The organism is Priestia sp. YIM B13491 (genome assembly GCF_042787605.1).
Classification (GTDB): domain Bacteria; phylum Bacillota; class Bacilli; order Bacillales; family Bacillaceae_H; genus Priestia; species Priestia megaterium_E.
Window position 1 is genome coordinate 23129 of the sequence record NZ_JBHZOR010000013.1, and the last position, 26827, is coordinate 49955.

Genomic DNA, 26827 nt, shown 5'->3' on the forward strand with positions numbered 1-26827 from the left:
ATAAATAAAATTATACTGTAAGATATTTCGTAGTTTTTGAGTCTAATGAATCGTAAACGTTAAACAACCTATCTTCCATTTTTTCCCAAGAATAAAAATTTTCCATGATTCTACGGGCATTAATACTCATTTGTTGTAACTCTTCCTTATGGTTATATAGATAAATTAATGCTTCAGTATAGTCATTAGCTGTTGGATTCACTTTATCAATAACAAGGCCACAATGGTAGGTACGTATAAATTTTTCCATATCACTGCATTTATTTACTAAAATTGGAATGCCGTTATTAAGATAACTAAAAAATTTATTTGGCATGGCATACATATTATTAAGTGAATGAGTTACCTCCAGATCTATCCACCCTACATCCACATCTAACATTACATCAGAAAGAGAATAATAATCTACCCAATTAGTAAACATCATATTTGTTTGTAAATGTTGAGGGGTATCAATAGTTTCACCGTACCTTGGGCCACCAATAATTTTAAATTGAAAATCCATTATTTTTCTACATGAATCAGTGATAGAAAATATTTTGTTTATATCGCCAGTAGTCTTGGAAAGATTTCCTTCGTGACAGACAACAAATCGGTTATCATGATTCCCTTTTTGGTTGAATTTGGATGATAGTGGAGGAGAATTGTAGATTATTTCGACTGGGAGTGAGGGATCCAAAGATAAATACCACGATTTGATGGATTCCGAAACTGTAATAATATAATCAACCTCTTTAATCGAATTAAGAAGCATTGTATACCAGGCTGTTTTTGTTTTATCATTTATCTTGGTGGAAAAAGGATCTGGGACTAGCTGACGGCTATCATAAACCAACTTTACATTTTTTCTTTTTTGTTCTCTGAGGCTTTTTTTAATTTCACTTCCATAGTAAAAAGAGGATAGTTCATGTGCATGATAAATATCTGCCTCTTCAATGAGTCCCAATCTATAAAGGGGATCTGTTAATGGGTTAGATGTTCTTTTACTGTCATCATAAGTTACGACTTTTACTCCTTGATATAAAAAAGTTGGTTTGAGAAATGTCTCAGTGAATGGTTTTCCATCAATATTATATAGATAACCATTTTTTCTAGGAACAATCATGGTTATGTCATATCCTTTTTTTAGGAGGCTTTTTACTTCGTTTTTAAAAATTCTTGCGTCTAAAAATGGAAGGTAACATAATAACATACATACTTTTTTACTCATCTTATTTTCTTTCACTCTCCTACTTTTACCCCTGTTTTAAACTTCATATTTTAAGATCATAATGAATTATAAAAAATTAAGTAGACAACGACAGGAGTATTTTTTATTAAGGTAAACAATAGCTCATTGTTGTTTAATAGATTTACTTTCATAAAAGTTTAACCTGTAATAATACTTAGAAAAATTGTTCTAAGTATAGTTCGCTTAATAACTATATAATCTTAGTCTAGAATAGTAAAAACTCACATAAGAAAACTTAGCTTGTTATTCACGATTTGCTCATAAAGCTTAAGTAACCTTTTCTCCATGTGCTCCCAAGAGTATAATTCTTCCATCACTTTACGAGCATTCTCACTCATTTGTTTTAGTATGTCTTTATTCTTATGAAGATAAATTAGGGCATTTGCAAAGTCCTCTGCTGTAGCATGGGTCTTGTCAACGACTATTCCACATTGATGGCTACGTACAAAGCTTTCCATTTCATGAGACTTATTAACTAAAATGGGAAGTCCGTTGTTTAGATAGCTAAAAAACTTATTTGGCATAGCGTATGAGCGGTTAAGCGAATGGTCTAATCCATCAAAGTCAATCCACCCAACATCTACTTCTTCCATTTCCTTTGAGATTGAATAATAATCAACCCATCCGGTCAATTTTATATTACTTCGAAGATGTTGTGGTAATGTAAATGAATCACCAAACCTTGGGCCACCGATAATCTTAAATTGAAAATCGATGCTTTTCGAACAGATTTCAGTGATATCAAATATTTTGTCTTTACTACCTTTTTTATAATCAATATTTCCTTCATAGCAAGTAATTAATTCATTTTTGTTGTAGTTTTTCAATTTATATCCTTGAGCTAATGGAGGAGAATTATAGATAACTTCCACAAAAAGTTTTGGATCTTGAGCTAGATACCATGATTTTATAGATTGAGAAACTGTAATAATGGAATCAACTTCTTTAAGCATATAAAGAAGTTTTTCTTTTAAACCTTCTCTTACCTCTTCAGTGTATCTTGTATCAAGAGGATCTGGAGTTAGTTCGTGACTGTCATAAATTAGTTTTACATCTTTTCCTTTTCTTTTTTTCATTATTTGTTTTATACCGATTCCAGCAAAGAGGGAAAGGTATTCATGTGCATGGTAGATATCTGCATCTTGTAATATTCCAAGTTGTGTTAAAGGATTATTAAATGCATTTTTTTCCCAGGTTTTCATATCACTTCTCACTTTGCTCAATGGGCCTCTGCTCTCTTCCCAATGATAAGTTATAATGTTAATCCCTTCATGATTAAAGGTTGTATTTAAGAATTGATTGGTAAAAGGAGTACCGTCTACATCGAAAAGATGGCCATTCTTTCTAGGTACAATCATAGTTACATCGTATCCGTTTTTTTGTAAAGTTTTAGCCTCCTTTTTAAAAATTCGTGAATCCATAAATGGATGATCTGCCACTAACATACAAACTTTCTTTTTCATATCCTCCTACCCTTCTTTAGTGAAGAAATTTTTATTTTTGCATAAAGTATTATATATGCAACCGTTTATTTCAAATTTTTTATTTCACATCTTGTTCAGCAAATTATTCTATCCTTTTATAATATTTTAAAGATTTAAAAATGTCCCTATGAAGAACTAAGAAAATTATTAAAGAAATCATGGAACTTAACTATAGCGTTTGTATTATGGACTGTGAGATAAAATGAGAAATAATATAGCTTAATTAGAGAAAGCTACTGTGTTGTAAAAAAAGGAGATATAGTAATGATTAAAATTTTAACTATTATTGGAGCAAGGCCACAATTTATAAAGGCCTGCATGTTATCTAAGACCTTTAGCCTGAATCCAAATGTTAAAGAAATTATTGTACACACAGGTCAACACTACGATGAGAATATGTCCAGCATTTTTTTTAAACAACTTAAACTTCCGAAGCCAGATTATTTTCTGGGAATTGGATCAGATACTCATGGGAAACAAACAGCCAAAATGTTAATAGAAATCGAAAATGTGATGATATCAGAAAAACCAGATATTGTATTGGTATACGGAGATACGAATTCAACTCTTGCCGGTAGTTTGGCAGCATCAAAACTTCATATTCCTATTGCGCATGTAGAAGCTGGTTTACGTAGCCATAATAAAAAAATGCCTGAAGAAATTAATCGTATATTAACTGATCATCTTTCTACTTGGTTATTTTGTCCATCTGAGACAGCAGTGAAAAATCTCGAAAGTGAAGGTATAAAAAAAGGAGTATACAACACTGGGGATATTATGTATGATGCTATTCTCTATTATAAGAATATTGCCTTACAACAATCTGTTATTCTTTCTAATTTAAATCTTCCCCCTAAAACCTATTCCCTTGTTACTATACACCGGGCCGAAAATACAGATGACCCTCAAAGGTTAAAGTCATTACTTGAAGCATTACGACAAATAAATGGCATTGTTCTCTTTCCTATACACCCACGGACTAAAAATAGAATCAAACAATGGAACCTAGATAATTTGTTTTTATCCTCTAATATTAAAATGATAGATCCTCTTGACTATTTCGATATGTTGGCTGTTGAAAGTCAAGCAAAAGTGATTCTAACTGACTCTGGAGGTGTACAAAAAGAAGCGTATATGTTAGGTGTACCCTGTATTACATTACGCGATGAGACTGAATGGGTAGAAACTGTTTTAGGAGGTTGGAACAAAATAACTGGAGCTAATATGGAGCGTATCTTAAAAGCGGTAGAAACCATACAGATTCCAAAAGATAGAATTTCAATTTTTGGAGATGGGCATACTTCAGAAAAAATATGTAAAATTCTTACTAACTTAACTGGGAATAATTAAGCTATTAGTTTTTTCAGTGTGAAGATTATCATAGCGTGATATTAACAACCTTTTATTATGTTAATTAGAAAGAAATGAAGTGATTATGGAATCACTTCATTTCTTTCTATAAAACCGAGTAAGTATTTTTAAAATTTTTTATTTATTTTTAAGAAATCTTCAAACTAATAAATTGATTGGCTTAAAAAAGATTATGTTGGGAAATATAAACTTTTACATATTCAACTTAATATAATTTATTTAATAAAACTAAATTTTCTTCTTAATAAAAACTTCAAACTTTTACTTTTTTAAATGTCAGTATACATGCTCTTTGAATCTATAACGTGATATTAGGAGTACTAATTTATTTTATTATAGAAATCCATACCTTTTTATAGCCTAAACATACAATAAATTATAAGGATAGAGAGGGTGAGGTGATTAAGGTGATTGATGTTTTGATTTTTGGTAGCTGTGTAACAAGGGATACCTTTAGCTTTTTTCCTGAGGAATTTAAGGTTGTTGATTACTTTGCTAGATCTTCACTCATTAGTCTTATGTCTGAAGATTTACCGATTGATGAAAGTGATCTCAATTTATCCTCCGCTTTTCAGAAGAAAATGATTTTATATGATTTTCAAAAGGTTTTTTTAAAACAAATTCAACAGTATTCGTTTGATTTGTTGATTATAGACTTAATTGACGAGAGGTTAGATTTGTTGAAATATAACAACCGGTATGTTACTCGATCAGGTGAATTAGTTAATTCGAAATTTGAACAAAGTGAAAGATACTCGTTTGATCTGGTGATGAGAAAATCTGAAAAAACCCATGAACTATGGGAAAAAAGCTGTGTCCTCTTTTTTAGTAAGCTTTTAGAGTATATTCCACCAGAAAAAATTATTCTAAATAAAGTGTTTTGGTCCTACAAATATAGGGATGGAAACAAAATTTATGATTTTCCAGATGAAAAGTTACAAATAATTAAAAATAATAATAACATCCTCAAAAGGTATTATTCTGTCATTGAAAGTCAAGTACCTAAAATTCACTTTATTGATTACCCCTTGATGGATTTTATAGCTGATAAAAATCACAAATGGGGCCTAAGTCCATTTCATTATGAACAAAGACATTATTTAAAATGTAAAAATAAAATAAAAGATATATGGATGCAAAATAAACTGTAGAAAGTATAATTCTCTTTTCATAGGGGGGATTTTTTGAAAACCTTATATTATAAATCTTTTACTACTTATTAGAAATATTACTTCCAAAGAGTTTCTTAAAGAAAACTTTATAGCATTCTTTGGTTTTAAAATTTTATGTAATTACAGTTGATGAGGATTCTGTTTCTCTTATTGTCTTAAAAGAGGCAAAAACAACATGGAAATCAAGAAGTATTGAATGTCTAAATAATATTATATAGTGAGATAATAAACGGTCTAGAATGCTTATTTATAATAAGGCTAGAGCTTCAACATAATTAAATTTTAAATAGTACTAAAAATCATTTATATAATTTGAAAGGGGCAGAGTTATATTACACTAAATTCTGCCCGAAATAAAGCTTTATTCATACATGATTTTTTTTGAATGACATTATAAGTGAATAATTTTTGTGACCTTTATGTCTCTAATTTTTCTGCATTAAAACCAGGTATCTACACCTTCAATTCTAACTTTTCATCCTTCGTGCAGGAACTCCAGCAAATACTTCATCATCACCAATGTCTTTAGTTACGACAGCACCTGATCCAACGATAGTTCTTTTCCCTATTGTTATACCTGGCAAAAGAGAAGCATTATTACCTATCTTTGCTTCCTGTTTAATATATGGTCCGATTAAAGTGTATTCTCGTGCTCCCATATATTTATCATTTGACATTGACACACAAGGGCCTATGAAAACATTATCTTCAATTATAGTATCACCGGTAATATATACGAGCGTTTGTATTGTACAGTTTTTACCAATCCTACTATTCAATTCTACAATGGCTGCTCTGCCAATTACTGTTCCTTCCTCAACTGAAACATTTTCTCTAATACTTGCATGGTCTCCAATAAACACATTCTCAGAAATCAATGTGCCTAAATAAATAGATACAACATTTCCAATTTTTGTGTTGTTCTTTATAATCAGTTGATTATAATTTTGACTAATTTTTCGCATTCTTTTATTGCTACCGGGTTGAATTCCTAAAACACAATTAGAACCAATTTCCACGTTATTCCCTATTTGAGTACCCTTTAGAATTACTGTATTATGACCAATTATTACATTCTCACCAATTTTGACTCCTTCTTCAATCACGGCATGTTTTCCCACTCTCGTATTTTTAGGTATGTTAGCCACCAAACTCCCCCTTTTTTATGGTGAAATTTTTTTTTTGATTTGTTGAACTAATTGCTGGGCTCGAACTTGAATCGAATGATTTTGATGAACAAATTTGTATCCTTGATCTGTAATTTTTTTTCTTTCTAAATCATTATTTAAATAGTAATCCGCCTTTTCTTTAAAGTTAGATTCATTAATGGAAACAAAGTGAGTTCCAGGAATGAAACCTAGGTCTTCTAGTTCTTTAAAAGTAGGAGCTAATAAAAGGGTTCTGCAAGCAAGCACTTCGTAATACTTCATAACTGGATAGTAAAAGATAGAGGGACAGGTGAAAAATATTTTAGCTCTGTTAATCTCTTTTGCATATTTTTCACCTATGTAAAAAGATTCTTTTTTGGCCTTATTGATTTTTTCGTAACCTGGATGTTGATGGTAAACGAATTTTGGCTCTGTTTTGTAAAAATTGAATATTTTTTGTCTTAACGGATAAACATCATTAACGGCTCCTATCATTAACAAGGTAATATCTTTTTTAAGTCCATGGTCTATATATATTTCTGTATTAATGGAATGGGGAATCCATTCCATTTTATTCCTGAATTCAGGATAACTTTCATAAAATTTATCTCGAACAATTGAAAAAATATATTGAATATTATTCTTTTTTATGTAATGCCTGCGTGGTTCTGTAAATCTATGAATATCATTCACAAGTAATCCTGTAGGAATATTTATAGAAAAAAGCCCTTTTACAACTGGAGACATTCGAAATCCAATATCATTTGCTAACAGAATAAAGTCAGGTATGGTAGGAATGGTATTTAATATCTTATCTATTCTTCCTGATTTCCTCCATATCGTTAAATTCGTTAATTTTGCAAGCTCTCTTTCTAAAAAATATAAATTTTTATCCACTAAATCTGATGTATCCTCTGAGATAAATAATAGGTTTATCAAGTTTACATTCCCTCCCTATTTTAGCTTTTTAAGTTATAGATTACATCTTTAGGAACTAGTATAAATTCAATTTGATTTTTTTTGGCTGTAATAGTCCAATCCTTTTTGTAAAGCAAGCATAGGATATATGAGCAATCTATGGAGAGTGAGTGATTTAGAATGAAAGTTGGAGTAATTGGTACAGGGAGTATGGGAGAAAACCATGTGCGCACCTATACTTCTTTATCAGGTTATTGTCAACTTGTTGGAGTTTATGACAGTAATAAAAACAGAGGGCTTGAAGTTGCGAATAAATACCAGATAAAGCAGTTTGAATCAATAATTGAATTGCTTCAAGTAGTGGATGCTGTAAGTATTGCAGTCCCTACAGAATATCACTATGAGATCGGTCTAGCATGTATTCAACATAAGGTCCATATGTTGATGGAAAAACCAATCACAAAAACTGTTGCTGAAGCAAAAATATTAATTAAGAAAGCAAATGAAGCAGGGGTAAAGATACAAGTGGGGCATATTGAACTATATAACCCTATGATTAATGTGCTTAAAAATATATTGATTAATGAGCAAGTTATAGCTATAGATGTACATCGAATGAATCCTTATGATCCAAGAGTTTTAAAAATAGACGTTATTCATGATTTAATGATTCATGACATGTATATTCTGAATGAATTACTAAATGATGAAATTATTGATTTTTACGCTATGGGAAAAATAATAGATAATACAAATAAACACGCAATAGTAGGTACTAAATTTAGCAATGGAATTATAGCTCAACTTACAGCAAGTTTTAAATCTGCGGAAAAAATTCGAACGATTAATATAGTAACAGAAAAAGGATTAATAAAAGGGGATTTGTTAAATAAAAAAATCGAAATAAAACGATCACCAGAATGTTATATAAAGCCTGGGAAAAACTATACACCACATGGCATAATAGAAAGTATTGAATTCCCGTATAATGAACCACTAAAATTGCAATTAATTGATTTTATTAATTGTGTAAAAAATGACACTGCTCCTTTAGTGACTGGAAAAGATGGTCTCAAGGCATTAACTATGTGTAACAAGGTAAGTGAATTTATGAACAATCAATCCAACCAAAGTAAGAATTAAGCATTATTTAAAGTAACTTTACTTGGCGTTAAGAGTATTAGAATTGGGTGTACTAAAAAAGTTATTAATACGATATTTACCCTTGTTATTCCAGATTAGCAGTTTCAGAAGAGAGATTTTTGGGTGTGAATTTATTAAATAATATTATCAGCCAGAATTCTTTCGGAAATTAAATGACTAATAAATTCTGATTGAATTTTTATTTAATACTAGGTGTGAAACCTACAAGTTTTAGATACACAGTACACAAATGCTATCAATTTAAAAAGAGTGTACGAGTAGTATTAAGGTCTCAAATTACGTTTAGAAATAAGGGTTGAAGGTGAAACACCAACTAGTTGCTATAAATAGTGGTAGTACAGAAAATAAAAAGTTTAAAAGTAGAACTGCTGTATTACAGTTCTACTTTTATAGAAGTATATATCTACATAAAAGGTAATATATAAATTTGCGGTAAAAAAATCATGATTTTAGTAGTTTCTTCACTTTCCAAAAAGCTTATTCCAGAATCCTTTTGGTTTTTGCTCTAGATTTTCTTGAGCGGCCGCTATGAGCTTTTTTGTATCATTAATTTCTCTTAAGGCACTAGTCAATTTTTCGTCTCTTTTTTCTAGATTATTTTCAATATATTTATCCTGAGAATCTAGTTTGTCTGTAAGTTGCTTTATCAGTGTTCCTTGTTCATCTAAACGTTGAATAAGAGCAAGTTGAAATTGCTCATCTTTTTCAGATCGATCAAGCAATTCTTGAACTTTGTTTTCAAGAGAATCTATTTTTTTTTCAAGATTTGACTGTATATCTACAGCTTCCGTTATAACTTCTCCTTGAAGCCACTGGTTAACCATCTTATAACTCCAGTTTTGCTCTTGAATTCGTTTCTTTATTTCAATTAATAAATCGATATTGTTTTTGGTATATCGACGATGGCCGCCTTCTGTTCGCTGAATCTGGAGGTTAAACTCTTTTTCATATAAACGGATCAAATCAATACTTAAACCAGTTAGTTTCACAGTATCTTTTAGAGTATAGACAATTCCTTCATCTGTATTTTTAGGCATTTTTCTAGAGTTCTCCTTTCTTTATCGAAAATCTAGATTGATGAAACCCTTTATTACACAAGGGTTCATGAGGATTCTAGAATGTACTTTCACTAGGTTTTGTTTGAGGATTATGCAATTGATTAACTTCTAGAAAATTTCAAGATATTCCTCTTTTTTTAGAAATCTATTAATTATTTTAAATCATTTTGATAATCTTAGTCCATTTTTAATTCTAGAGAAAATTGCTGAGGTTTCAAGAACAGATTTCTTAGCTAATTTGGAATTTCATTAACTAACTATAAATTCCTTGGGGGAATGAGTTGAATTTATTATGTTAGAAATCTTCAAATAAACAGCTAAAGAGTTTTTTGAAATATGGAGGTTAATCATCGTACTTGGTCACTGTAAAATAAATTCTGGAGTACTTAAATGCTTTGATATAAGGGTTATAAGCAATTCTAGAATGTAGTTATACTAGCTTTAGTTCGAGGTTTATTATCGGCTTTGTTTATAATTTTTAAATGGGTTTCCACACAAACCCACCTTTATTGTTTTTTCATTACTATTTAGGTTACTTATTATTGTAATTTAAAATTATTAAAGATCTGTGCAATGAAAAATTATATTTTTTTAGATAATCTATAAGTTTGCCCTTATATAATTGAATCAGTTAGGCAGGACAATTTTATAAAAAACTACTTTAAATTGCGATAATTAAATTATTGGACTTCTACTTCTTTTTATTATTTCAATTGTTTTTTCTAGTCTCACATTCTTTTTTTAAAAAAACTAGAACGGATAGAAGCATTGATAATAAAAGGTTTAACCCAATTCTAGAACATACTTTCACAAGACTTAAGTCGAGGTTTTTTCATTCGTTTTTATTCTAGAATATTTAGTTCGTTTTCTAAAATTCCGCCCTACTTTTCATTGTAATTTATCCTTTATCTCGACTAGCTGTATGCGAATATCACTAAATACACGTACAGCAATATGGTGAGTGATCCAAATGACGGCGATTCTCTTTGATTTTTAAGTTAAATTTAAGTTCAACTTGTTATTTGATTGTATGGATAAATAATAGTGAGAAAATATTAAGTTTAACTAAACAACAAAAACCCTTTTATAGTGGGATTTTAAATGATTAATTAGTTGAACTTGTGAACAACTCAAAAACTTAACGGATGTTTAGAATGGAGAAAAAGAATTCTAAAGCTAGAGGATTTTTACGTATGAATCAATCTAATGGGTTGAAGTGGTGGTGATAAGGATTATGGCGATAGATTAGCAGAAAAGCCTTAACGATAAAAAGTTATTTAAAAAGCAACAATATGTTGCTTTTTAAATCGTGAAAAAGAAATGATATGTTTTATGATGACTTTAAATATCTTTTATATCGATACAAAGCATGGCGGCTGGACAAACCAAAGTAATAAATAATCTGCTCATTAGAATAGCCTTCAAGAAGCTTGTTTAGTATACAACTGTTTCGAAACTGCGTAGATCTTACTTTAGCTTGTAAACCTGAGCGTTGAACTTCTTTTTCAATCATACGCTTTACACCAATTAGACTTATCCTTCTAGGTTTATTTAAGTTGTAATCGTACCAATAAACCATCTTTTGAGGGTGAAAAGAGAGAAATAAAGGGTCATCTGTATAATCTTTCGGCTTAAATAGTGAGGGGATAGCTGAAAAATAATTGTATATTATTTTTTTATCCTCACTAGAAAGATCCAAGATACGTTTTCCTTTGTCAGTTGTAATAGTTAATGCATTTTGACTAAAATTAATATCCTTTATATTTAAAGATACTACTTCATTGATTGTAAGACCGTAATGAAGCATTAGAATTAATATTGATTGGTTACGAGAAGCTATATGCTCGTGTATTTTTAATTGTGTATCTGTTAGATTCTTATGACTTATCACAGATTCCAAAAGTAGGCATGCATCGTTTTTACTTATAAAATCATTGTCAGTTAGCTCTCTCTGTTTTTTTGTTGTAGCTTTGAGCACTCCAATTTGATGAATTAGGTCGTAAAACCTTAACAAGCCATTTAGATGTGAAGTTACACGCCTTAAATTGGCTTCTGATAAGTTTTTTTCTTTTAAGTAGGTAAAGTATTCTTCATAGCATTCCCGTCCTTCTGGCAAAGTTTCTGGCTCCATATGGGGATGCTGTTGATGTAACCAGCCAAAAAAAGCATTTAAGTCATGTTTGTACATAGAGATTGTAGAATGTTTTTTGCCTGATTCCTGCAAATGAACGAGAAGACGTTGAACTATCAAGGGAATATCCACACAAACTACCTCCTATCTAGGTAAATTTAATATACTATTAGTGTAAATAAAAATAAAAGACGGCCCTTAAGATGGATCTTATATTAAGTATTGTATATTAAATTTACCCTCTGATCAAAAATATCTTACGCTTAAAAATATAAAAACCACGTCATTCAATGGCGTGGTTTTATATTTAACTCTCATTTGAAACTTGATTGCTCAAGAAGGTTTGGTAGATCTCTCTTAATTGTTTATTTTTGAAGTCATTTATTGCTCTTGGCTTAAGTCCTGCTTGTTCACGCTTTTCTAAGTCTTTTTTCATATTTTGAATTACTTCTTGCATTGCTAATTCGTGGGCTTTTTCTACTTCTTCTTTGGTTGGTTCTTTTGAATTTAAAACTAACGTCTTTTTTAATTCTTGAATCCGAATAAGTATTTCTTCAAAATCCTTTTGGGTTCTCTCTTCCTTAAAGAATAATTCCTGCCTTTCCTTTAATGTTGGATTTTCTAAAACTCGATCTTTATCTTCAATTTCTCTTATGAAATCTGGAACCAATTCTTTTCTGATAGACTTTTTAGGCTTCGCTACCTTCGATTCTTGTGATGCTTTCGCATAGTCTTTTTGAATGGACTTTATTACGTAAGAATGCGGATGAGTGATATCTCCCATAATCAAACGATCTTGCGTGTATTTGATATTTCGTTCTACCTGCTCTTTCGTAAATTCTGATAAAACCCACTCAACTTTTTCCGGCTTAACTCCTAAGCCCACCAAATCATGCTGCAACCTATTTTCCTTTTCGTTGCCTGTTAACTCTAATGGTAGCTGATTTGATTCGGGCTCTTTCTCTTTAACAGCGTTAACACCGTTCAATGCAGGCGAACTAGTAATAATAAATTCTATGGATGTTACTTTTCTACCTGTTTTTATTTCAACGAATTCAAAGTAAATATCTGTTTTATTATTAATTTCCTTTTGAGCCACTGCTAATACTTTGCTCTTAAAATGACCATACTGTTTATACTTAGTAGGTTCAATAGCTAAAAAATGACGTAATTCTTCAAGAGTTAGCTCCCTTTTTCGCAGACGCTCATATTGCTTAAGCAGCTCATAAATACGAATTGAATAAACCGAATTCAGTCTCACTACATTCTCCAATTGATACGAAGTGAATTTTTCTTTAAGTTCTAAAAATAAATACTTTAAGCTAGGATGAAATTGTAATGTTATGTACCCTTCGTTTTCTTCATAGATAGACGTAATTACCCAATTGTAATTTCTTTGTCTGCCTTTTTCTTTTATGGTAAGAATTTTTGTTTGAAGGCCATTCACGATTTCTTTTAAGTAAGAGTAAAAGCCTGTGCCTTTCTTATTACCTACGATTTCAATAAAGTCTTTAGCTCGAAATCTATATGTCTTTAACGTTTCATCATTAGGTTGTACTTTAGATGCCATGATTAAAAGAATTCTTTGCTCTTGTAAAGACAATTTATATGTACTCTCAATGAGGATGTTTGATTTGGTTACCCAATTTTTTATATTTATACTTTCCAGATCATATGGTTGAATGACAGTCGTTTTCTTCATAAAATCCCCCATATTTTTCTAAACTATCACTAAAATATCATAAAAGTGATACTGTGTAAATTACATGTTAAAGATTAACCTGTCCTTGTAATTTAACTATCACGCAAAATTAGTGATACTTCATGAGGATTTTTAACTTTAGAAACCTTAAAATTCTTGATTTATTAAACTCCATCTTCATTTTAATGCGCAAAATTGGTGATAGTTGAAGCATGTCTGTATTTTTAACGCAAAATTGGTGATACTTTAAGCGCATCTATATTGTCCACGCAAAATTAGTGATAGTTAAGCCGTAATTACATTTTTCACGCAAAATTAGTGATAGTTCGCGCAAAATTAGTGATAGTTTCACGCAAAATTAGTGATAGTTTCACGCAAAATTAGTGATAGTTCGCGCAAAATTAGTGATAGTTCGCGCAAAATTAGTGATAGTTTAGCTTTATAAACGTTGTAATACCAGTATCTATAGACTGCCTAAAACAGTAAAACAATAAAACAAATATATAAAACAATATATAAAACAGTAAAACAACATAAGAGAGTAGTTGTTTATTTACTTTATAACTTTCAAGATTAACAATTGAGTAAAGGGATACATTTGTAGTGAGGTTTTTAGAATATTAGCAGTATATCCAAATGAACTAACTTCTAATCATAAGCAAAGTACAGAGTTTTATAAGAAGATCACGAATTCTTATTGAATTATAAGATTAATAGACGGTATAATAGAGTCACCAAAACAGTGCGGAATATAAAAAGACTCCAACGTGTGCAAGTGGTGCGCCAACACCCTTACACCGTTAACCCTAAACCAACTAGGGAAAACACCTGTCGAAGTCCTAATACATAAATTTAATTACGCCTTTATTTTATAGGATAATTAGATTTATTTCAAGGGCGTAGTCTGTCAAAAAATCCGACATCGTTTTCCTGTTTTTTGGGATGCGATGTCTTTTTTTGTTCCTGAAAAGGAGAGGATAGACTAATGTCTACTACGCGTATGATTACGACAGAAGAATTTGATTATATGAAAAATTATCAGAGTTTCACAGAAAACCGTTCTCAACATCAATCAATGAAACGAAAATTACTTAAAGAAATTATCAACCTTTACGGAGAGAAGTTTTATCGTCTCCACGAAGGAACTAGAAAAGCTTTGGACCGACTTTGTTGGTTTGCTGCAGAAAAAGGTTTTTGCTTTCCTGGTAGTACATATTTGGGTCAGACATATGAAAAGTCAAAAGGAACAATCGATCGTCATTTAAGAGAACTACGAAAACAAGGACAAATTGTTACTGTTTATCGTCGCTGTCCACATAACAATGGGAAGGGGAATCCGGTACATTTATTTGTCAATCATCCCTATTTTGATCATTGGGTTAATTATTTACAGCTTAATTTAGAGCCTGATGTTGACGCAGATGTTGACGCAGAAAATGAGCAAAACGATTGGGGGAGTAAGAGTAAAGAGACAAAAAAATGTTCTACCTATAATTTATCTTTAAAAGATTTTAATAAATACATACGTAATAATGTAAAGGTTAAGCTTTCATCTGATTATGCACCATCTTTTATTCCAACTTCTTTTAAAAATACTGTAAAACCTTTTTTTTCTTATGCAGATGATATTTATAAATTATGGGGAAAGGTACGTTTATCTTATAAAATAAGTCATCTTGAGCAACCCTTAGAGGATTTGGTTTTCATTGCTGTTCAAGCATTTAAGGAGACTGTTTTTGCTTATAAGAGAAAACGAATCAAGGGTACTTTTGAAGCTTATTTTTTTGGAACACTTCGAGGTTTATTTAGTGTTGAACGTAGAAGAGAAGTGCAACGAATCTCAGATAATCCATTATTTTATAATTTTTTAGAAGTGTAGATGTGATTATTCTTTATTTAGTTTGAGTATATAGAGAAGGACAAGTTATGATATGGGTTCGTATTTGTCAGTATTGTATAGCATAATGGCAGCCAACTAGTTATTTAGTTTTCTTTACTTTTATCAAAGGCGGTTGTTTTTTTGATATCTTCTTCATCAATATTTCTAGAAAAAAAGCTAGATAATTCTATCTTTTGAGGGTGAAGACTAAAAAGGCGGCCATACTGGTTTTAAATAATAAAGCCATGATCAGAACTTTTAAAATTTTAAATTGCATGGCCGCCCATATTTATTTAATATAGTTACTCTATTCAAAGAAATTTTAAAGTATAGAGTAGAAACTAGAAATTTATATTCTTTTCTGTATGCATACACTTAAAACTTGAACAGTAAAATTTCGCTGTAAAATACTAAGAAATATTTTTAAATAGGGGCCATACTAAATTGTTGTTTCCTAAAAAAGGTGTGAATCAATCTAGTAATAATAACATCATTTAACTCTATAAATATGAATAAAAAGTTTGCAAAAAAGTAACAACTATTAGTTAGTGTTATTCTGTTCAATATATACTTCCAGGCCGAAGCATCAAGAAGGTTAAAGGGGACGTTCACTAAACAGATTCTACTTAATCTTCAATCCAGTTTAATGACATTTTGTAACCCATAGTCAAGATGGATTTGGTAGAGAGAATCGTGGTTATAAGGCGGATTTTGTAATTGTCAAAGAAAACAATCGAGGTTAAGTTAAGAATAGAGAAGGTTGCTGATCTATTCTAGAACAATGGTCTAACTATGCAAATAAAGCTCTAGACCAATCTTAAAACAATGAACGTATCACATACCTTTTTTATGAAAAGCGTGTATTCGAAACACTTTCAATGATTTATTTAGGATATGCTGTAAACGGTATCGAGGAGAAAGGCAATATTAACTGTGATCGTCATGATCAAATTGAATCACAGTTCCTGAATGTCAGCAATAATTATGATCGTGTGAGAAATTTAAAGCATAAAATTCAGCAAAATGAAGAAAAGGTAGTTCAAAGTATAGAAGAAGAAATAAAAACTAAAGAACACACGATAAAAACGATATCAGGCATCTTTGATGCTATTCAAGAGTCTACTCGTAGTGAGACATTTACACAACAAAGACAGCAATTAAGAAAAATGAGAATTACAAATATAAATAGATTAAACAATCAAGGGCCAGAATTAATCGTTAGAAATAAAAAAATTGCCTTAAGGCAATTAGGAACAACTTAAAGTTGTTTTGCTTATATTTCAGCTATTTAAAAAAGCTCTCTACATCCTAAGAGAGCTTTTCTTTTGATTTTTTGGTATAAAGTTACATGGGTTTTCCTCAAAAAATAGGAGGGTCTTATGATGGATTAAACGGAAAAATTGTTAATGGGTATTGAACGTATTTTGAGCGTGCCTTCTGATTTAGTTCAAGAAGTAGATCGCCTTAAACGTGTTGAAGAAGAATGTCAGATGCTTAAAGAAAACTTTTTTAAAAACAACTGACATCGTCTGAACAAGACGTTTTTGCTCTTGCACTTGATGACCATTCCATCACGGAAATGCAAGATATTTTGTTCAAAGAAGAGAGCATAATTAAGAATCAGAGACGCAGCATTCTACAAAAATCAAACGTTTCTTCCATGTTATTCAATAAATCCTTAACGACTTATATAAAGTATCATGGACGATATATGTTGTGATATTTCTAATACTTAAGACAAACTTTATTAAAAAATGACACTTTCAAGGGGTATTATGCTTTGTATTCATATATGTAGCATATAATATTTTCTTTTTATGCCTGTTATATAGGCAACTACAAAGATTCTTTAAAAATAAGCTCAAGTGGGATGCAATTTTTAAGATTGTTATTGGTAGATATCATAAATTACGTTAGTAATTATGTAGCTATCAATAACTTTTTTATTTTCTACTCCTTCTTATATTTAACGAGCGAGTGGGGGAGGCATAAGAAGTATATGCATAGAAAGGCTGCTTTTCATACAAGAACTATTATTTGAAAAGGGATGAAAGCGTTGGTAAATCAACGATGTATAAAATTATGTATAAACGATAAATATGGTGTGTTCCGGAAAGAAGTATTATGTAAACTAGCTAGTTATATTAAATAATACTCTTAGATAGGACCCATCTGAAGGCTTCCGTCCACATAATAAGCATTGAGTGTATCACAATCAACACTTGAGTCTGAAACACCTAATGGAGAACCAATATTAGTAAGAATGATACATCCTTCATCACGTCTTCCACGCCCATCAATGAACCAACTAAAATCATCCACAAAAAGCTTTAAATTCGCTCCTGTTGCTGGATCAATTAGATCAAGTTCGAAACTTATCTGTTGAAAACCTGCTGCTGATGCTTGTAGATAAAAATTACGTATGATATTAAATTGAGGACAACAACGTGGTGCTTGTTTTTTAGCTATGCTTTTTCACCTCACATTTAAAAATAATATACTGCATTCTATAAATATTCATAGCTCGTCCACTTTGTTTGTTTGTTTGTCTTAATATCTAGCCCATTTTCATTAAAATGATTAACATTAACTATCGTAATATGTAATGGGAACAAGTTTACTGTTGAAAATCTTTTTGAAATAAGAGCATCTTGATACCAAAAAGGTTGCAAGTTAAAGGTAACATGGGTATTAGAACATGAGGATAATTGAAAAATTTCTATATTAGTTCCTTCAGCCCATTTTTGATTCATATGAGAAAAAGCCGTTAGCGTTTTAGTATCTAACGGCTTTTTTATTCCTGTAACACTCATTATGTTAACTACCCTTGTATATCATATACAGCTTAAAAACAGAAAAAACTACCCTGGTGTGTGATAGGATAGTTTTTTCTGTTTCATGAATGGTAATCAATTGTTAGCTGACGTTGCAGAGCGTCTTTGGTAGTTTGCTCGAATTGTCAAATGGTATTCGTATTTGATAATTTTTCTGGGCTAGAACCCTTTTTCATTCTTCATTAATAACAAATTACGCTAATGCGCATTTAATAATAAGAGCAAACTGTATACAAGTTAAAAAGTTCATTAGAAAGGAGAAATATATAATGTGTAACAATGAAAGTTGTTGTCCACCTGCTCAGATATTTCAAGAACGTATTAGTGGTAATTTTAATGGAACTGGAGCAGCTGAAATAGTATGGAGTGCACCTGCAGGAGCTTATTTTGCAGGGACTTTTGAAATTTTCAACTCAGCTTCCAGTCCCACTACAGTAACTGCAACAATGACATCTACTCCAGCTGGTGCTTTAAGTGCTGATCCAGGGAATTCTGACACTCAATCTGTTGATCGACCAACTGATTTTACTATTACAGCTGATGCTGGAGATAGTGGTAAATATTGTATCACCTTGTATAAGCGTGTTTTGGCATAGTTTAGAGTTCATATTATAAATTTAGATATGAAGAAAAGTGTTATTCTTTCCCCATAAATCATAGAAAGAACCGTATTTTTTGTGTTTCAAAGTTTATGACTCTTGAAAATGTGAAAGCTAAAAAAGGATATTTAAGGCGATTAAAAAATTTATTAATCTCTAGATGGTGAAGTAGCAAAGGATATTTCTAAACAGTATTTTCCTTCTAAAATACTTGTTGTACATTCTTTTGAAATCATAATTGATTTGGCATCCTCAGCAGTGACAGAGAGTGTATTTCCGGGAGGTACAGTAAATTCAATAGGGCACTGAATGTATCGGTTAATAGTAGCTTTGATAAATGAAGTACTTATAGAACTATTAAATACAGATAGCGTCACTGTAGATTTCCCGCAAATTTCTTCCCTCCAAATCTCCAAGTTCTTAATTGAATGATTTAATAAAATATTTCCAGATAGGCTATTTTGGACAATATCGTATAAATTCGATCTAGGGTTAGAACTTGGACACATATCAATGACAGAAAATGAATTTGATTTATATACTTTTTTAGCACGTTTCCCCATCAGTCCTCACCCCTATTTAAACGTATCAACACTACAAAATATTTTAAAACATCTAATTAGTTCCTAATTTTATCTTTTTTGTAACTTTTGTGTACAAATAGACATTTAATAATGTAGCACAAGCTATAGAAAATATCTTAATGTGAAAGGATGAAGATTTAATGTGTAATTCATCTAATGGTAATGGAAGTTGTTGTCCACCTGCCCAAATGTTTCAAGAAACCATTTGTGGTAACTTTAATAACTCTACTGGAGCAGCTACAACAACAACAGTATGGTCTGCGCCACCAGGCGCTTATTTTTCTGGAACCTTTGAGGTTTTCAACTCAGCTTCTAGTCCAATAGCTACACCAGTAACTGCGACGATGACATCTACGCCAGCAGGTGCTTTAAGTGCTACTTCAGGAAATTCTGACACTCAATCCGTTGATCAACCTACTGATTTTGCTATTACAGTACCTCCTGGAGCTAGTGGGAAATATTGCATTAATCTATATAAGCGTGTTCTCGCATAGTTTAAAGTTCATCATTTTAAAACTAATCGTATAGATTTTGTGAATTTTATACGAAATCTCGAAAAAGGTATCTTTATAATTTAAATAAAGATACTTTTTTTATCTACATGGTATGGAAAAGTCATTCTGCCTCTGGCACTCAGCTCTTAAAAACTAGGAAAAACTCTTGTGTGTGGGTGAAGACACTGAAAGAGTATTTATTTACAAAGAATTAACGACTTGGGGTTACTTAAACAAAGTGTATACTCAAGTAAGAAATAGACCTTAGAAGTGATTCTCGAGGCCTTTTTCCTATGATTATACAGAATCTTTTATAGTCTACTAAACTTATTTATTTACATGAAAAATTTTATAGACGAGTTTCCTAAAGATAGGTTAATGAATATGATGTGATTGAGGGACCAATATGGTATATTATCATTTCATTTTGTTAATTTTCATAAATAAAAAAAGATTTCCTTACTTTGTTCAAAATAAATTCTATTGACTATAGTATCAATTACATCATCAAGCCTTTTTGCATAATAATAAGGGTACTATCAACTAAATATAGAAAAATTACCAATATGACTATTATAGGTTATTTAGGAAAGGCACTTATGCAATATAAATAGTCTATCATATACTATTTATATAGATTCGAAAAGAAAATAAACCTGGGAAACTGCTAATGGGATCCGGGTTCAGAATGATTGGATCATGGAAACTTACTTGGTATTAAATGTTACTTTTGAAGGAACGATTCCAGTCATTATATACAATACCAATGGAATGATGTTTTCTTCTGAAATCATCAGTATTTTTGATGTTCTGCGGATTCACACGAACCTTAACAATGTAGATACCTATATTGATTTAACACATGAAACCGTACTTCGAGACTTTCTTATAGAGGAGTGAATTATATGGGAAGGTGCAAGTGTTTTTGTGGACGTCTTGAAGAACCTACCGGACCTACCGGACCTACCGGACCTACCGGAGCCACGGGAGCTACAGGAGCCACGGGAGTTACAGGAGCCACGGGAGTTACGGGAGCCACTGGAGTTACGGGAGCCACGGGAGCTACAGGAGCCACGGGAGTTACAGGAGCCACGGGAGTTACAGGAGCCACGGGAGCTACAGGAGCCACGGGAGTTACAGGAGCCACGGGAGTTACGGGAGCCACGGGAGCCACTGGAGTTACGGGGGCCACGGGAGCTACAGGAGCCACGGGAGTTACAGGAGCCACGGGAGTTACAGGAGCCACGGGAGTTACAGGAGTCACTGGAGTTACGGGAGCCACGGGAGCCACTGGAGTTACGGGGGCCACGGGAGCTACAGGAGCCACGGGAGTTACAGGAGCCACGGGAGCTACAGGAGCCACGGGAGTTACAGGAGCCACGGGAGTTACGGGAGCCACGGGAGTTACAGGAGCCACGGGAGTTACGGGAGCCACGGGAGCCACGGGAGCCACGGGAGTTACAGGAGCCACGGGAGCTACGGGTAGTAACAGTAGCACAAAAGCTATTTTGTTTTCTGGAGCTAATACGGGGTTTCAAAGGATAGCTGGGTCTCCAGGTGCAAATTCCCAAGCCATACCTTATGTAACAGGTGGAGCAGGGAGTATTTTAGGATTTTCGGGATCTCTAGATATCAATAACTTATCGCCTGGAACTTATAATTTTTCACTATGTTCAAACGTAATTAACAATGCTGCAGCCCCAGCTGCAGGTAACATTATATCTACTATTGCATTAACGGTAACTGCTACAACGTCCGGAACTTTTAAATTTGCCATTCGTCCTATAGATGTAGGACCACAACCCGTGTTTGTTTCAAATGGTGCACCATATGTTACAGCTCCAGCTACAGTTACATGGACTAGTAATATTGCAGGAAACCCTGTGGCATTTAGGGATGCTATTTCACTATATGCAAATCCCTCCCCTGCATCAACTGCAGTGTATACTATATTCTTAAGTACTGGTATTTAAGAAATATATCTCTTAAAGATCTTAAACCTATTCTTTCATGTAATAAGCAATTTAATTTTTATATCTTATAAAATTAACTGGGATTTCCGGTATTTAAATAGGCAATATGTGATTAGAATCATATTGCCTATTTAGCTTTTATCACGTAAGCAAGATACTTCAATCCTCCCAATGGATAAGATTTGGATTTTTATCTAGGATGGATAGGTACTGATCTATGTTTCCATATAACCCTTCGGAGTCAAGTTCAACATATCGGTGAAATTTCTCTAATCGATCTTGAAGTGTTGCCCAACCTAAATGGATTAAACGCAGTTTTGAGGTGCAGTTGGGAAGCTCAAAAATATTTTTGGGGAATCTTCCGCAATGCTGTGGTGTCTCCCTCCATGTATAGTCAAAACTTTCTCGATATCGAATTAAAAAAGGTCGATAAGTCAGGTGAGATCGCCAAAATGAATCCTCCCGATAATGAGTATCGTTCCAAAAGTCATATAGACGAAAACTGAAGACATCATAATTCTTTTGTTCAAGGATTTTATGGATCTCAGAAACAAACTTTTTTTCAAACATTTCATCCGCGTCTAGATTTAGAATCCAATCAGGATTCGTTTTTAGCGTTTCTTCCCATTGTTGTTTACGTAATTCAATTTCATTGGAAAACTTTGAGGTTGTATTCTTCACAAGATGTATTGGAATCCCTTTCAGAGAGTCCAAACAAATATCAATCGTATTATCGGTACTTCCATCATCAATAATAACAGCATCGTTAATATATTGACGATGTTCCTTCATAACTCTCTTAAGATAACGGTGACTTTCGTTTCTAACAATCATCGATAATGTTAATTTTTGACGGATGCCACATAAAACATGAATATCTGGTCGATGCTCCTTATTAAAAGTTTTTTTATATAATTGAGTCTCATTTAGAAAATTTTGCGTCCCATTAAGATCAGATTCTCGATAAATATGATAAGCTGGGTAGTGAGTGTCAACATATAAAGAAAAACCTAACACTACTGCTCTAATACAAAAATGACGATCTTCCCCCCAAAACGAAAGGTTTGAAATTGGATTAAAATTAACCCCAGATTCTAACGCCTTACGGCTAATTAATGTACAAGCTCCTAGTCCACCAACTTCATAGATACCAGGTGTTCTCATTTGCATAATAAATTCCTGGTGACGATGAATAATTTTTTCATCAGTTAACCGTTCACCTCGATATTGCTTCCATTGTTTATATTCATCAGATAACCAAACCTGGGGCTGTGGTTCAGAATTAGGTTGCCATTTCGTCCAAAAAATTTCAGATATAATATCTTTATTCGAGTTTACTAATTGTTCAATCGTTTCGGGATATAAAAGTAGATCAGAGTCTACCAAAAATAAATAATCATAGTGAAATTCAATAGCATGTTGAATGATTTTGTTTTTAAATTCTGATACTTTCCAAATTAAATGTTCATTCCAATGGTGGGTAGTACTATCACACACGTAATCATCACATTGTTTGGATGGATAAAGAGTGACACCTTTTATATTTTCTTCAAAATCCATCAGAAGTTGGCTTGATTTTGGATCCTTATTGTCATCAACAAATAAAAATTCCAATTCAATGTCATCCTGTTTTAATCTTTTTAATGATGTTAAAAATTCATTTAAGATACTCGGTTTCTGATGTATTGGACTACCGACTAAAACACGCTTCATATCTCTATTCTCCATGGGGAGTACCCTTAGCTTCTTTTTTTTGCAGTAAAGATTCTAAATAAGCTTTGTTGTGCAATACACTCGGATCTTTTGGTCGATATTGAAGTGCAACCTCATTATGATGGTATGCCAATTCATGCTCCCCCAGTTGGTCATAACATACACATAATTGTAAATGAGGAAGCCATGTTGAAAAAGTTGGATTTATAAATCCCCAGTTATCTTTTGGGACTTCCATTTGAGTAGCAAGTTTATACCAAAAAACTGATGTTAAAAATTCTTTTTTTTGAAAAAAATAAAATCCTAGACGACAACAAAATTCTGGACGTGGACTATCAAACTGAAATGACCTAAGTATTGATTCGATTTCTTTTTCGAAATCCCCTAATTCAAAATAACAGTCTGCTAGCTTACTACATGTGGAAATGTTGTCCTCTATCCAACCCATTTTGGTTTTAAGGAATTTTTCATAGTAGTAAATCGCCCTTTCATACATTTGATGATCTTTTAATTCATTAGCAAAATAGAATAAATCCCTCGGCGTAAAATCTTTTCCTTGAGCTAATTGCCTTTCATAGATCAAAAGATTACGGTCTACATCATGACGTTTACTTTTATGGGTAACCGCAATATCACTATTAAGGATGTTTCCCCAAACTTCAAGGTACTCATGTACCATACCAATCCATTGGAACTGGTTTTCACGTTTTACAAGCCGGTTTCTTTTTACACGAGATGTGACATTTCCATACTGATCAACAGATAAATGATAATCCATTGTAACGGTATCTATCGAAGGGTCAAGAGTTTCCTTTAACTTTTTAAATTTCTTCCGATCGACTTCTAATAGAATATCATCTGCATCCAGCCAAAAAATATAATCCTTTGTAGCCTGCTGAAAGGCATAATTGCGAGCTTTTGAAAAATCATCAATCCATTCAAAATCGAAAATCCTATCAGTGTATTTAGCTACAATATCTTTTGTTGTATCGCTCGAACCTGTATCAATAATATTAATTTCCTCTACCAAATCTTTAACCGACTCTAAACAACGTGCAATCGAATCTTCTTCATTTTTCACAATCATACATAAGCATATCGTTATCATTTATGACACCCTTTCGGATTCTTAGATTGATTGATTTTATATATGACCTATATTCAGAATGCACGGTTTGTTAAAGGTCCTTTTCTGGTAAGTGTCGCTAAGTAATACAAAGGGGGAGAAAACAGCCTTGTTAAAAAACATATCCAGTCAAAAAGACTAAAATTCCTCTTAATCTTAGAATCCCATATAAAAAGTGACTTGTTATGTCTTGACTACATGCAATTTTAGAAAAAACATAAGAAAAATGTATATTTACATTAGGACAAGATGATATTTGAATCATATAATATGGTGAGTGTTACGTGGCGAAAACGATTTGGGGTCTACTTGTGAAAAATGGTTAATGAAATTAAATTTTTATAACAATACTGTAGATTTAAGCGTTGGTTTACAAGAACAAAGCTTTGAAATATTATTTAACCTTTCGGGTATACCTCTTTCAGGATACGGTGGTGATTTTAATTATGTGTATGGGTGGAAATTGTTGCCCAGATCGTCTTTTGGTGACCGATGAAATCTGCGGAAGTTTTGACACGACTGTTGCTACCGTACCTTTGACAGTCTATGATCAGGATACGTTTATTATTTCATCAGGAACAGTGAGTATTTTTTATGACCAAGGTACTTCAACTACTATTACGTTTAGCGTGAACGGAACTCCGTTTTCGACTCCAGTTCCAAAAGGAAATACCATTTCACATACCTTTAGGAATATCGATTCAGTTTCGATCGATACAACAGGGGCTATCGGGAAATACTGTATAACACTTCATTATCGATTATAATACTTTTAAGTTTATCAGGGCTTGACCGGCAGTTAAAAACGGTTAAACCCCTGTTTTTTGTATAAACTACAGTAAATTAGTGATTAGCCAATGACAGGACAATTGTATAGCCAAGTGGTTGCCAAGTTGTTTACTTATCTTTAAAACTATCCTCTGAATATGTTGATCCGTTCCCAACAGCCTATTTTTCAAAAAAATTAGGCTGTTGGGTATTTATATAGCGATAATACTTGTAAAATTAAAAAACGGTGGATTCATTAGAAACTTTTAGAATAGAAAAGTTCCTTATATAGTTATATAATTAGAAACAACTTTAAGCTGTTTCTAATTGCCTTAAGGCAATTTTTTATGTTTAACGGCTAAGATCTGGGCCTTGATCCTTTGATTTATTTATATTTGTAGATCTCATTCTTCCTAATTGATGTCTTTGTTGAGCTTGTTCTTCACTATGAGTAGTTTGTTGAATAGCATCAGAGATGCCTGATATCGTTTTTATCGTGTGTTCTTTGGCTTTTATTTCTTTTTCTATACTTGGAACTACCTTTTCTTCAAGTTCTTTGATTTCAGCTTGTCGTTTGCTTAAATTTTCTGGTCCTTTATATACCTTTTCCTTAAGGTTATCTCGATAATGATTTGCTTCGTTTTGTAATTCTTCATAATGCTGACGTGCTTTTTTAGAAACCAAACGTTTTGCTGCTTCGCCAGGGCTATTAGTTAATTTATCAAGCTCTTGTTCTGTTTTTTTAAGTTTAGTAACTTGATCTTTTATCTTATTATGATGATCTTTTTCTGTTTGAAAGATTTTTAAATCTTTTTTTAGTTTGTATAGATCATCTTCTTGATTTTTAATGGCTTTTTCAATCACAGATAACGTTACTGGGTCTTCTTTGCTATATCTACATGTTTCTCCAGTTTCAATGCATTTTCATAGTTTAGATATTTTCCGGCTGTTTTCAGGGCAGGGTAATGGGAGCTTACTTCACCAATTTTAGCCATCTTAATGGCTTCTTCTGCTTGTAATAAAGCTTTTGTTTCTACTTGAATCTGTTGCTTTTCATACTTAATTTGATGCAGACAGTTCTCTTTTTGTTCAGAGAATTCCTTATAGCGTTCGTAGAACTCCTCTTCATTTGAGAAACGAAGGGATTCTTTATATGTTTGAATACTGTTTTCATAGCTTGATTTGTTGCTTTCTAAGTCAGAAATCTTATCGAGGTGACGAAGTTTCATCATGTTATTTTCTTTGAGTTTAAAAGGATTAAGTGACCCCTTGAGGTCCTCTGCCTTTTTTTCATTCTGTTTAATTTCACGATTTAAATCTCTTACACGATCATAATAGTTGTTGATATTTAGGAACTGTTGTTGCTGTACTTGGAAATGACGTTCAATTGGATCGTGACAATCACTGTTCAGTAGTTTTCCCTGTATAGAATAGGAAATTTTGTGTGATGCCTCACGGTATCTTGAGTAGTTTGCTCA

Annotated in this window: 23 protein-coding genes; 10 read left to right on the forward strand and 13 right to left on the reverse strand. The window is 32.2% G+C overall.

The annotated features are described in order from the left end of the window. Positions 1 to 10 precede the first annotated feature (10 nt). Entirely contained in the window at positions 11 to 1225 is a 1215-nt protein-coding gene (locus tag ACFX4E_RS25235; RefSeq protein WP_306386283.1) for a glycosyltransferase, read from the reverse strand. A 227-nt stretch (positions 1226 to 1452) separates the two neighbouring features. Next, positions 1453 to 2694: a glycosyltransferase gene (locus ACFX4E_RS25240; RefSeq protein ID WP_306386284.1), complete on the reverse strand. Its 1242-nt coding sequence runs from the start codon at positions 2692 to 2694 to the stop codon at positions 1453 to 1455. 288 nt (positions 2695 to 2982) lie between these two features. On the opposite strand from ACFX4E_RS25240, the gene wecB reads away from it, so the two are divergent. Both wecB and ACFX4E_RS25250 read left to right on the forward strand, forming a co-directional pair. Further along, entirely contained in the window at positions 2983 to 4065 is a 1083-nt protein-coding gene (wecB, locus tag ACFX4E_RS25245; RefSeq protein ID WP_306386297.1) for a non-hydrolyzing UDP-N-acetylglucosamine 2-epimerase, read from the forward strand. A 428-nt stretch (positions 4066 to 4493) separates the two neighbouring features. Then, positions 4494 to 5237 carry a DUF6270 domain-containing protein gene (locus ACFX4E_RS25250; protein WP_377259905.1) on the forward strand — a complete coding sequence of 248 codons (744 nt, stop codon included), beginning with the start codon at positions 4494 to 4496 and terminating at the stop codon, positions 5235 to 5237. A gap of 488 nt (positions 5238 to 5725) precedes the next feature. Here ACFX4E_RS25250 and ACFX4E_RS25255 read toward each other — a convergent pair whose 3' ends face one another. Both ACFX4E_RS25255 and ACFX4E_RS25260 read right to left on the reverse strand, forming a co-directional pair. Next, positions 5726 to 6406: an N-acetyltransferase gene (locus ACFX4E_RS25255; protein WP_377259902.1), complete on the reverse strand. Its 681-nt coding sequence runs from the start codon at positions 6404 to 6406 to the stop codon at positions 5726 to 5728. Between the two features lie 15 nt (positions 6407 to 6421). Then, entirely contained in the window at positions 6422 to 7345 is a 924-nt protein-coding gene (locus ACFX4E_RS25260) for a glycosyltransferase (RefSeq protein WP_306386287.1), read from the reverse strand. Positions 7346 to 7504: 159 nt separating this feature from the next. Here ACFX4E_RS25260 and ACFX4E_RS25265 point away from each other — a divergent pair, with 159 nt between their 5' ends. After that, complete coding sequence (locus ACFX4E_RS25265; RefSeq protein WP_377259899.1) at positions 7505 to 8467, forward strand: Gfo/Idh/MocA family protein; 963 nt, start codon at positions 7505 to 7507, stop codon at positions 8465 to 8467. Between the two features lie 482 nt (positions 8468 to 8949). Here ACFX4E_RS25265 and ACFX4E_RS25270 read toward each other — a convergent pair whose 3' ends face one another. The 3 genes from ACFX4E_RS25270 to ACFX4E_RS25280 form a co-directional block, all read right to left on the reverse strand. Further along, entirely contained in the window at positions 8950 to 9525 is a 576-nt protein-coding gene (locus ACFX4E_RS25270) for a MerR family transcriptional regulator (RefSeq protein WP_377259896.1), read from the reverse strand. 1351 nt (positions 9526 to 10876) lie between these two features. Continuing rightward, a complete protein-coding gene (locus ACFX4E_RS25275) occupies positions 10877 to 11809 on the reverse strand; it encodes a tyrosine-type recombinase/integrase (protein WP_377259893.1) in 933 nt (310 codons plus the stop codon). Positions 11810 to 11984: 175 nt separating this feature from the next. Then, positions 11985 to 13379: a replication initiation protein gene (locus ACFX4E_RS25280; protein WP_377259889.1), complete on the reverse strand. Its 1395-nt coding sequence runs from the start codon at positions 13377 to 13379 to the stop codon at positions 11985 to 11987. 985 nt (positions 13380 to 14364) lie between these two features. On the opposite strand from ACFX4E_RS25280, the gene ACFX4E_RS25285 reads away from it, so the two are divergent. Both ACFX4E_RS25285 and ACFX4E_RS25290 read left to right on the forward strand, forming a co-directional pair. Continuing rightward, positions 14365 to 15258: a transcriptional regulator gene (locus ACFX4E_RS25285; RefSeq protein WP_377259886.1), complete on the forward strand. Its 894-nt coding sequence runs from the start codon at positions 14365 to 14367 to the stop codon at positions 15256 to 15258. 878 nt (positions 15259 to 16136) lie between these two features. Further along, on the forward strand, positions 16137 to 16520 hold the full coding sequence (locus ACFX4E_RS25290; protein WP_377259883.1) for a hypothetical protein: 384 nt from the start codon (positions 16137 to 16139) through the stop codon (positions 16518 to 16520). A gap of 1245 nt (positions 16521 to 17765) precedes the next feature. Here ACFX4E_RS25290 and ACFX4E_RS25295 read toward each other — a convergent pair. After that, a complete protein-coding gene (locus ACFX4E_RS25295; protein ID WP_377259880.1) occupies positions 17766 to 18071 on the reverse strand; it encodes a hypothetical protein in 306 nt (101 codons plus the stop codon). A 290-nt stretch (positions 18072 to 18361) separates the two neighbouring features. On the opposite strand from ACFX4E_RS25295, the gene ACFX4E_RS25300 reads away from it, so the two are divergent. After that, complete coding sequence (locus tag ACFX4E_RS25300; protein WP_377259877.1) at positions 18362 to 18688, forward strand: S-Ena type endospore appendage; 327 nt, start codon at positions 18362 to 18364, stop codon at positions 18686 to 18688. Positions 18689 to 18840: 152 nt separating this feature from the next. Here ACFX4E_RS25300 and ACFX4E_RS25305 read toward each other — a convergent pair whose 3' ends face one another. Next, entirely contained in the window at positions 18841 to 19254 is a 414-nt protein-coding gene (locus tag ACFX4E_RS25305; protein ID WP_377259874.1) for an S-Ena type endospore appendage, read from the reverse strand. Positions 19255 to 19463: 209 nt separating this feature from the next. Between ACFX4E_RS25305 and ACFX4E_RS25310 the strand changes: the two genes are divergently transcribed. The 3 genes from ACFX4E_RS25310 to ACFX4E_RS25320 all read left to right on the forward strand — a co-directional run bounded on the left by ACFX4E_RS25310 (position 19464) and on the right by ACFX4E_RS25320 (position 21742). Continuing rightward, positions 19464 to 19769, forward strand: a complete 306-nt coding sequence (locus ACFX4E_RS25310) for an S-Ena type endospore appendage (RefSeq protein WP_377580004.1) — start codon at positions 19464 to 19466, stop codon at positions 19767 to 19769. Positions 19770 to 20468: 699 nt separating this feature from the next. Further along, the gene (locus tag ACFX4E_RS25315; RefSeq protein ID WP_377259868.1) at positions 20469 to 20669 is read left to right on the forward strand and encodes a hypothetical protein; all 201 of its coding nucleotides are present in this window, start codon (positions 20469 to 20471) and stop codon (positions 20667 to 20669) included. Positions 20670 to 20674: 5 nt separating this feature from the next. Continuing rightward, complete coding sequence (locus tag ACFX4E_RS25320) at positions 20675 to 21742, forward strand: collagen-like protein (RefSeq protein ID WP_377579993.1); 1068 nt, start codon at positions 20675 to 20677, stop codon at positions 21740 to 21742. A 159-nt stretch (positions 21743 to 21901) separates the two neighbouring features. Here the strand turns inward: ACFX4E_RS25320 and ACFX4E_RS25325 are convergent, their stop codons facing one another. Further along, on the reverse strand, positions 21902 to 23455 hold the full coding sequence (locus tag ACFX4E_RS25325; RefSeq protein WP_377259968.1) for a glycosyltransferase: 1554 nt from the start codon (positions 23453 to 23455) through the stop codon (positions 21902 to 21904). Positions 23456 to 23459: 4 nt separating this feature from the next. Further along, positions 23460 to 24563 carry a tetratricopeptide repeat-containing glycosyltransferase family 2 protein gene (locus ACFX4E_RS25330; RefSeq protein WP_377259965.1) on the reverse strand — a complete coding sequence of 368 codons (1104 nt, stop codon included), beginning with the start codon at positions 24561 to 24563 and terminating at the stop codon, positions 23460 to 23462. Between the two features lie 452 nt (positions 24564 to 25015). Between ACFX4E_RS25330 and ACFX4E_RS25335 the strand changes: the two genes are divergently transcribed. Beyond that, positions 25016 to 25348, forward strand: a complete 333-nt coding sequence (locus tag ACFX4E_RS25335; protein ID WP_377259962.1) for an S-Ena type endospore appendage — start codon at positions 25016 to 25018, stop codon at positions 25346 to 25348. A 352-nt stretch (positions 25349 to 25700) separates the two neighbouring features. Here ACFX4E_RS25335 and ACFX4E_RS25340 read toward each other — a convergent pair whose 3' ends face one another. Beyond that, on the reverse strand, positions 25701 to 26213 hold the full coding sequence (locus tag ACFX4E_RS25340; RefSeq protein WP_377259959.1) for a hypothetical protein: 513 nt from the start codon (positions 26211 to 26213) through the stop codon (positions 25701 to 25703). 8 nt (positions 26214 to 26221) lie between these two features. Next, positions 26222 to 26581: a hypothetical protein gene (locus tag ACFX4E_RS25345; protein WP_377259956.1), complete on the reverse strand. Its 360-nt coding sequence runs from the start codon at positions 26579 to 26581 to the stop codon at positions 26222 to 26224. Positions 26582 to 26827: the final 246 nt, after the last annotated feature.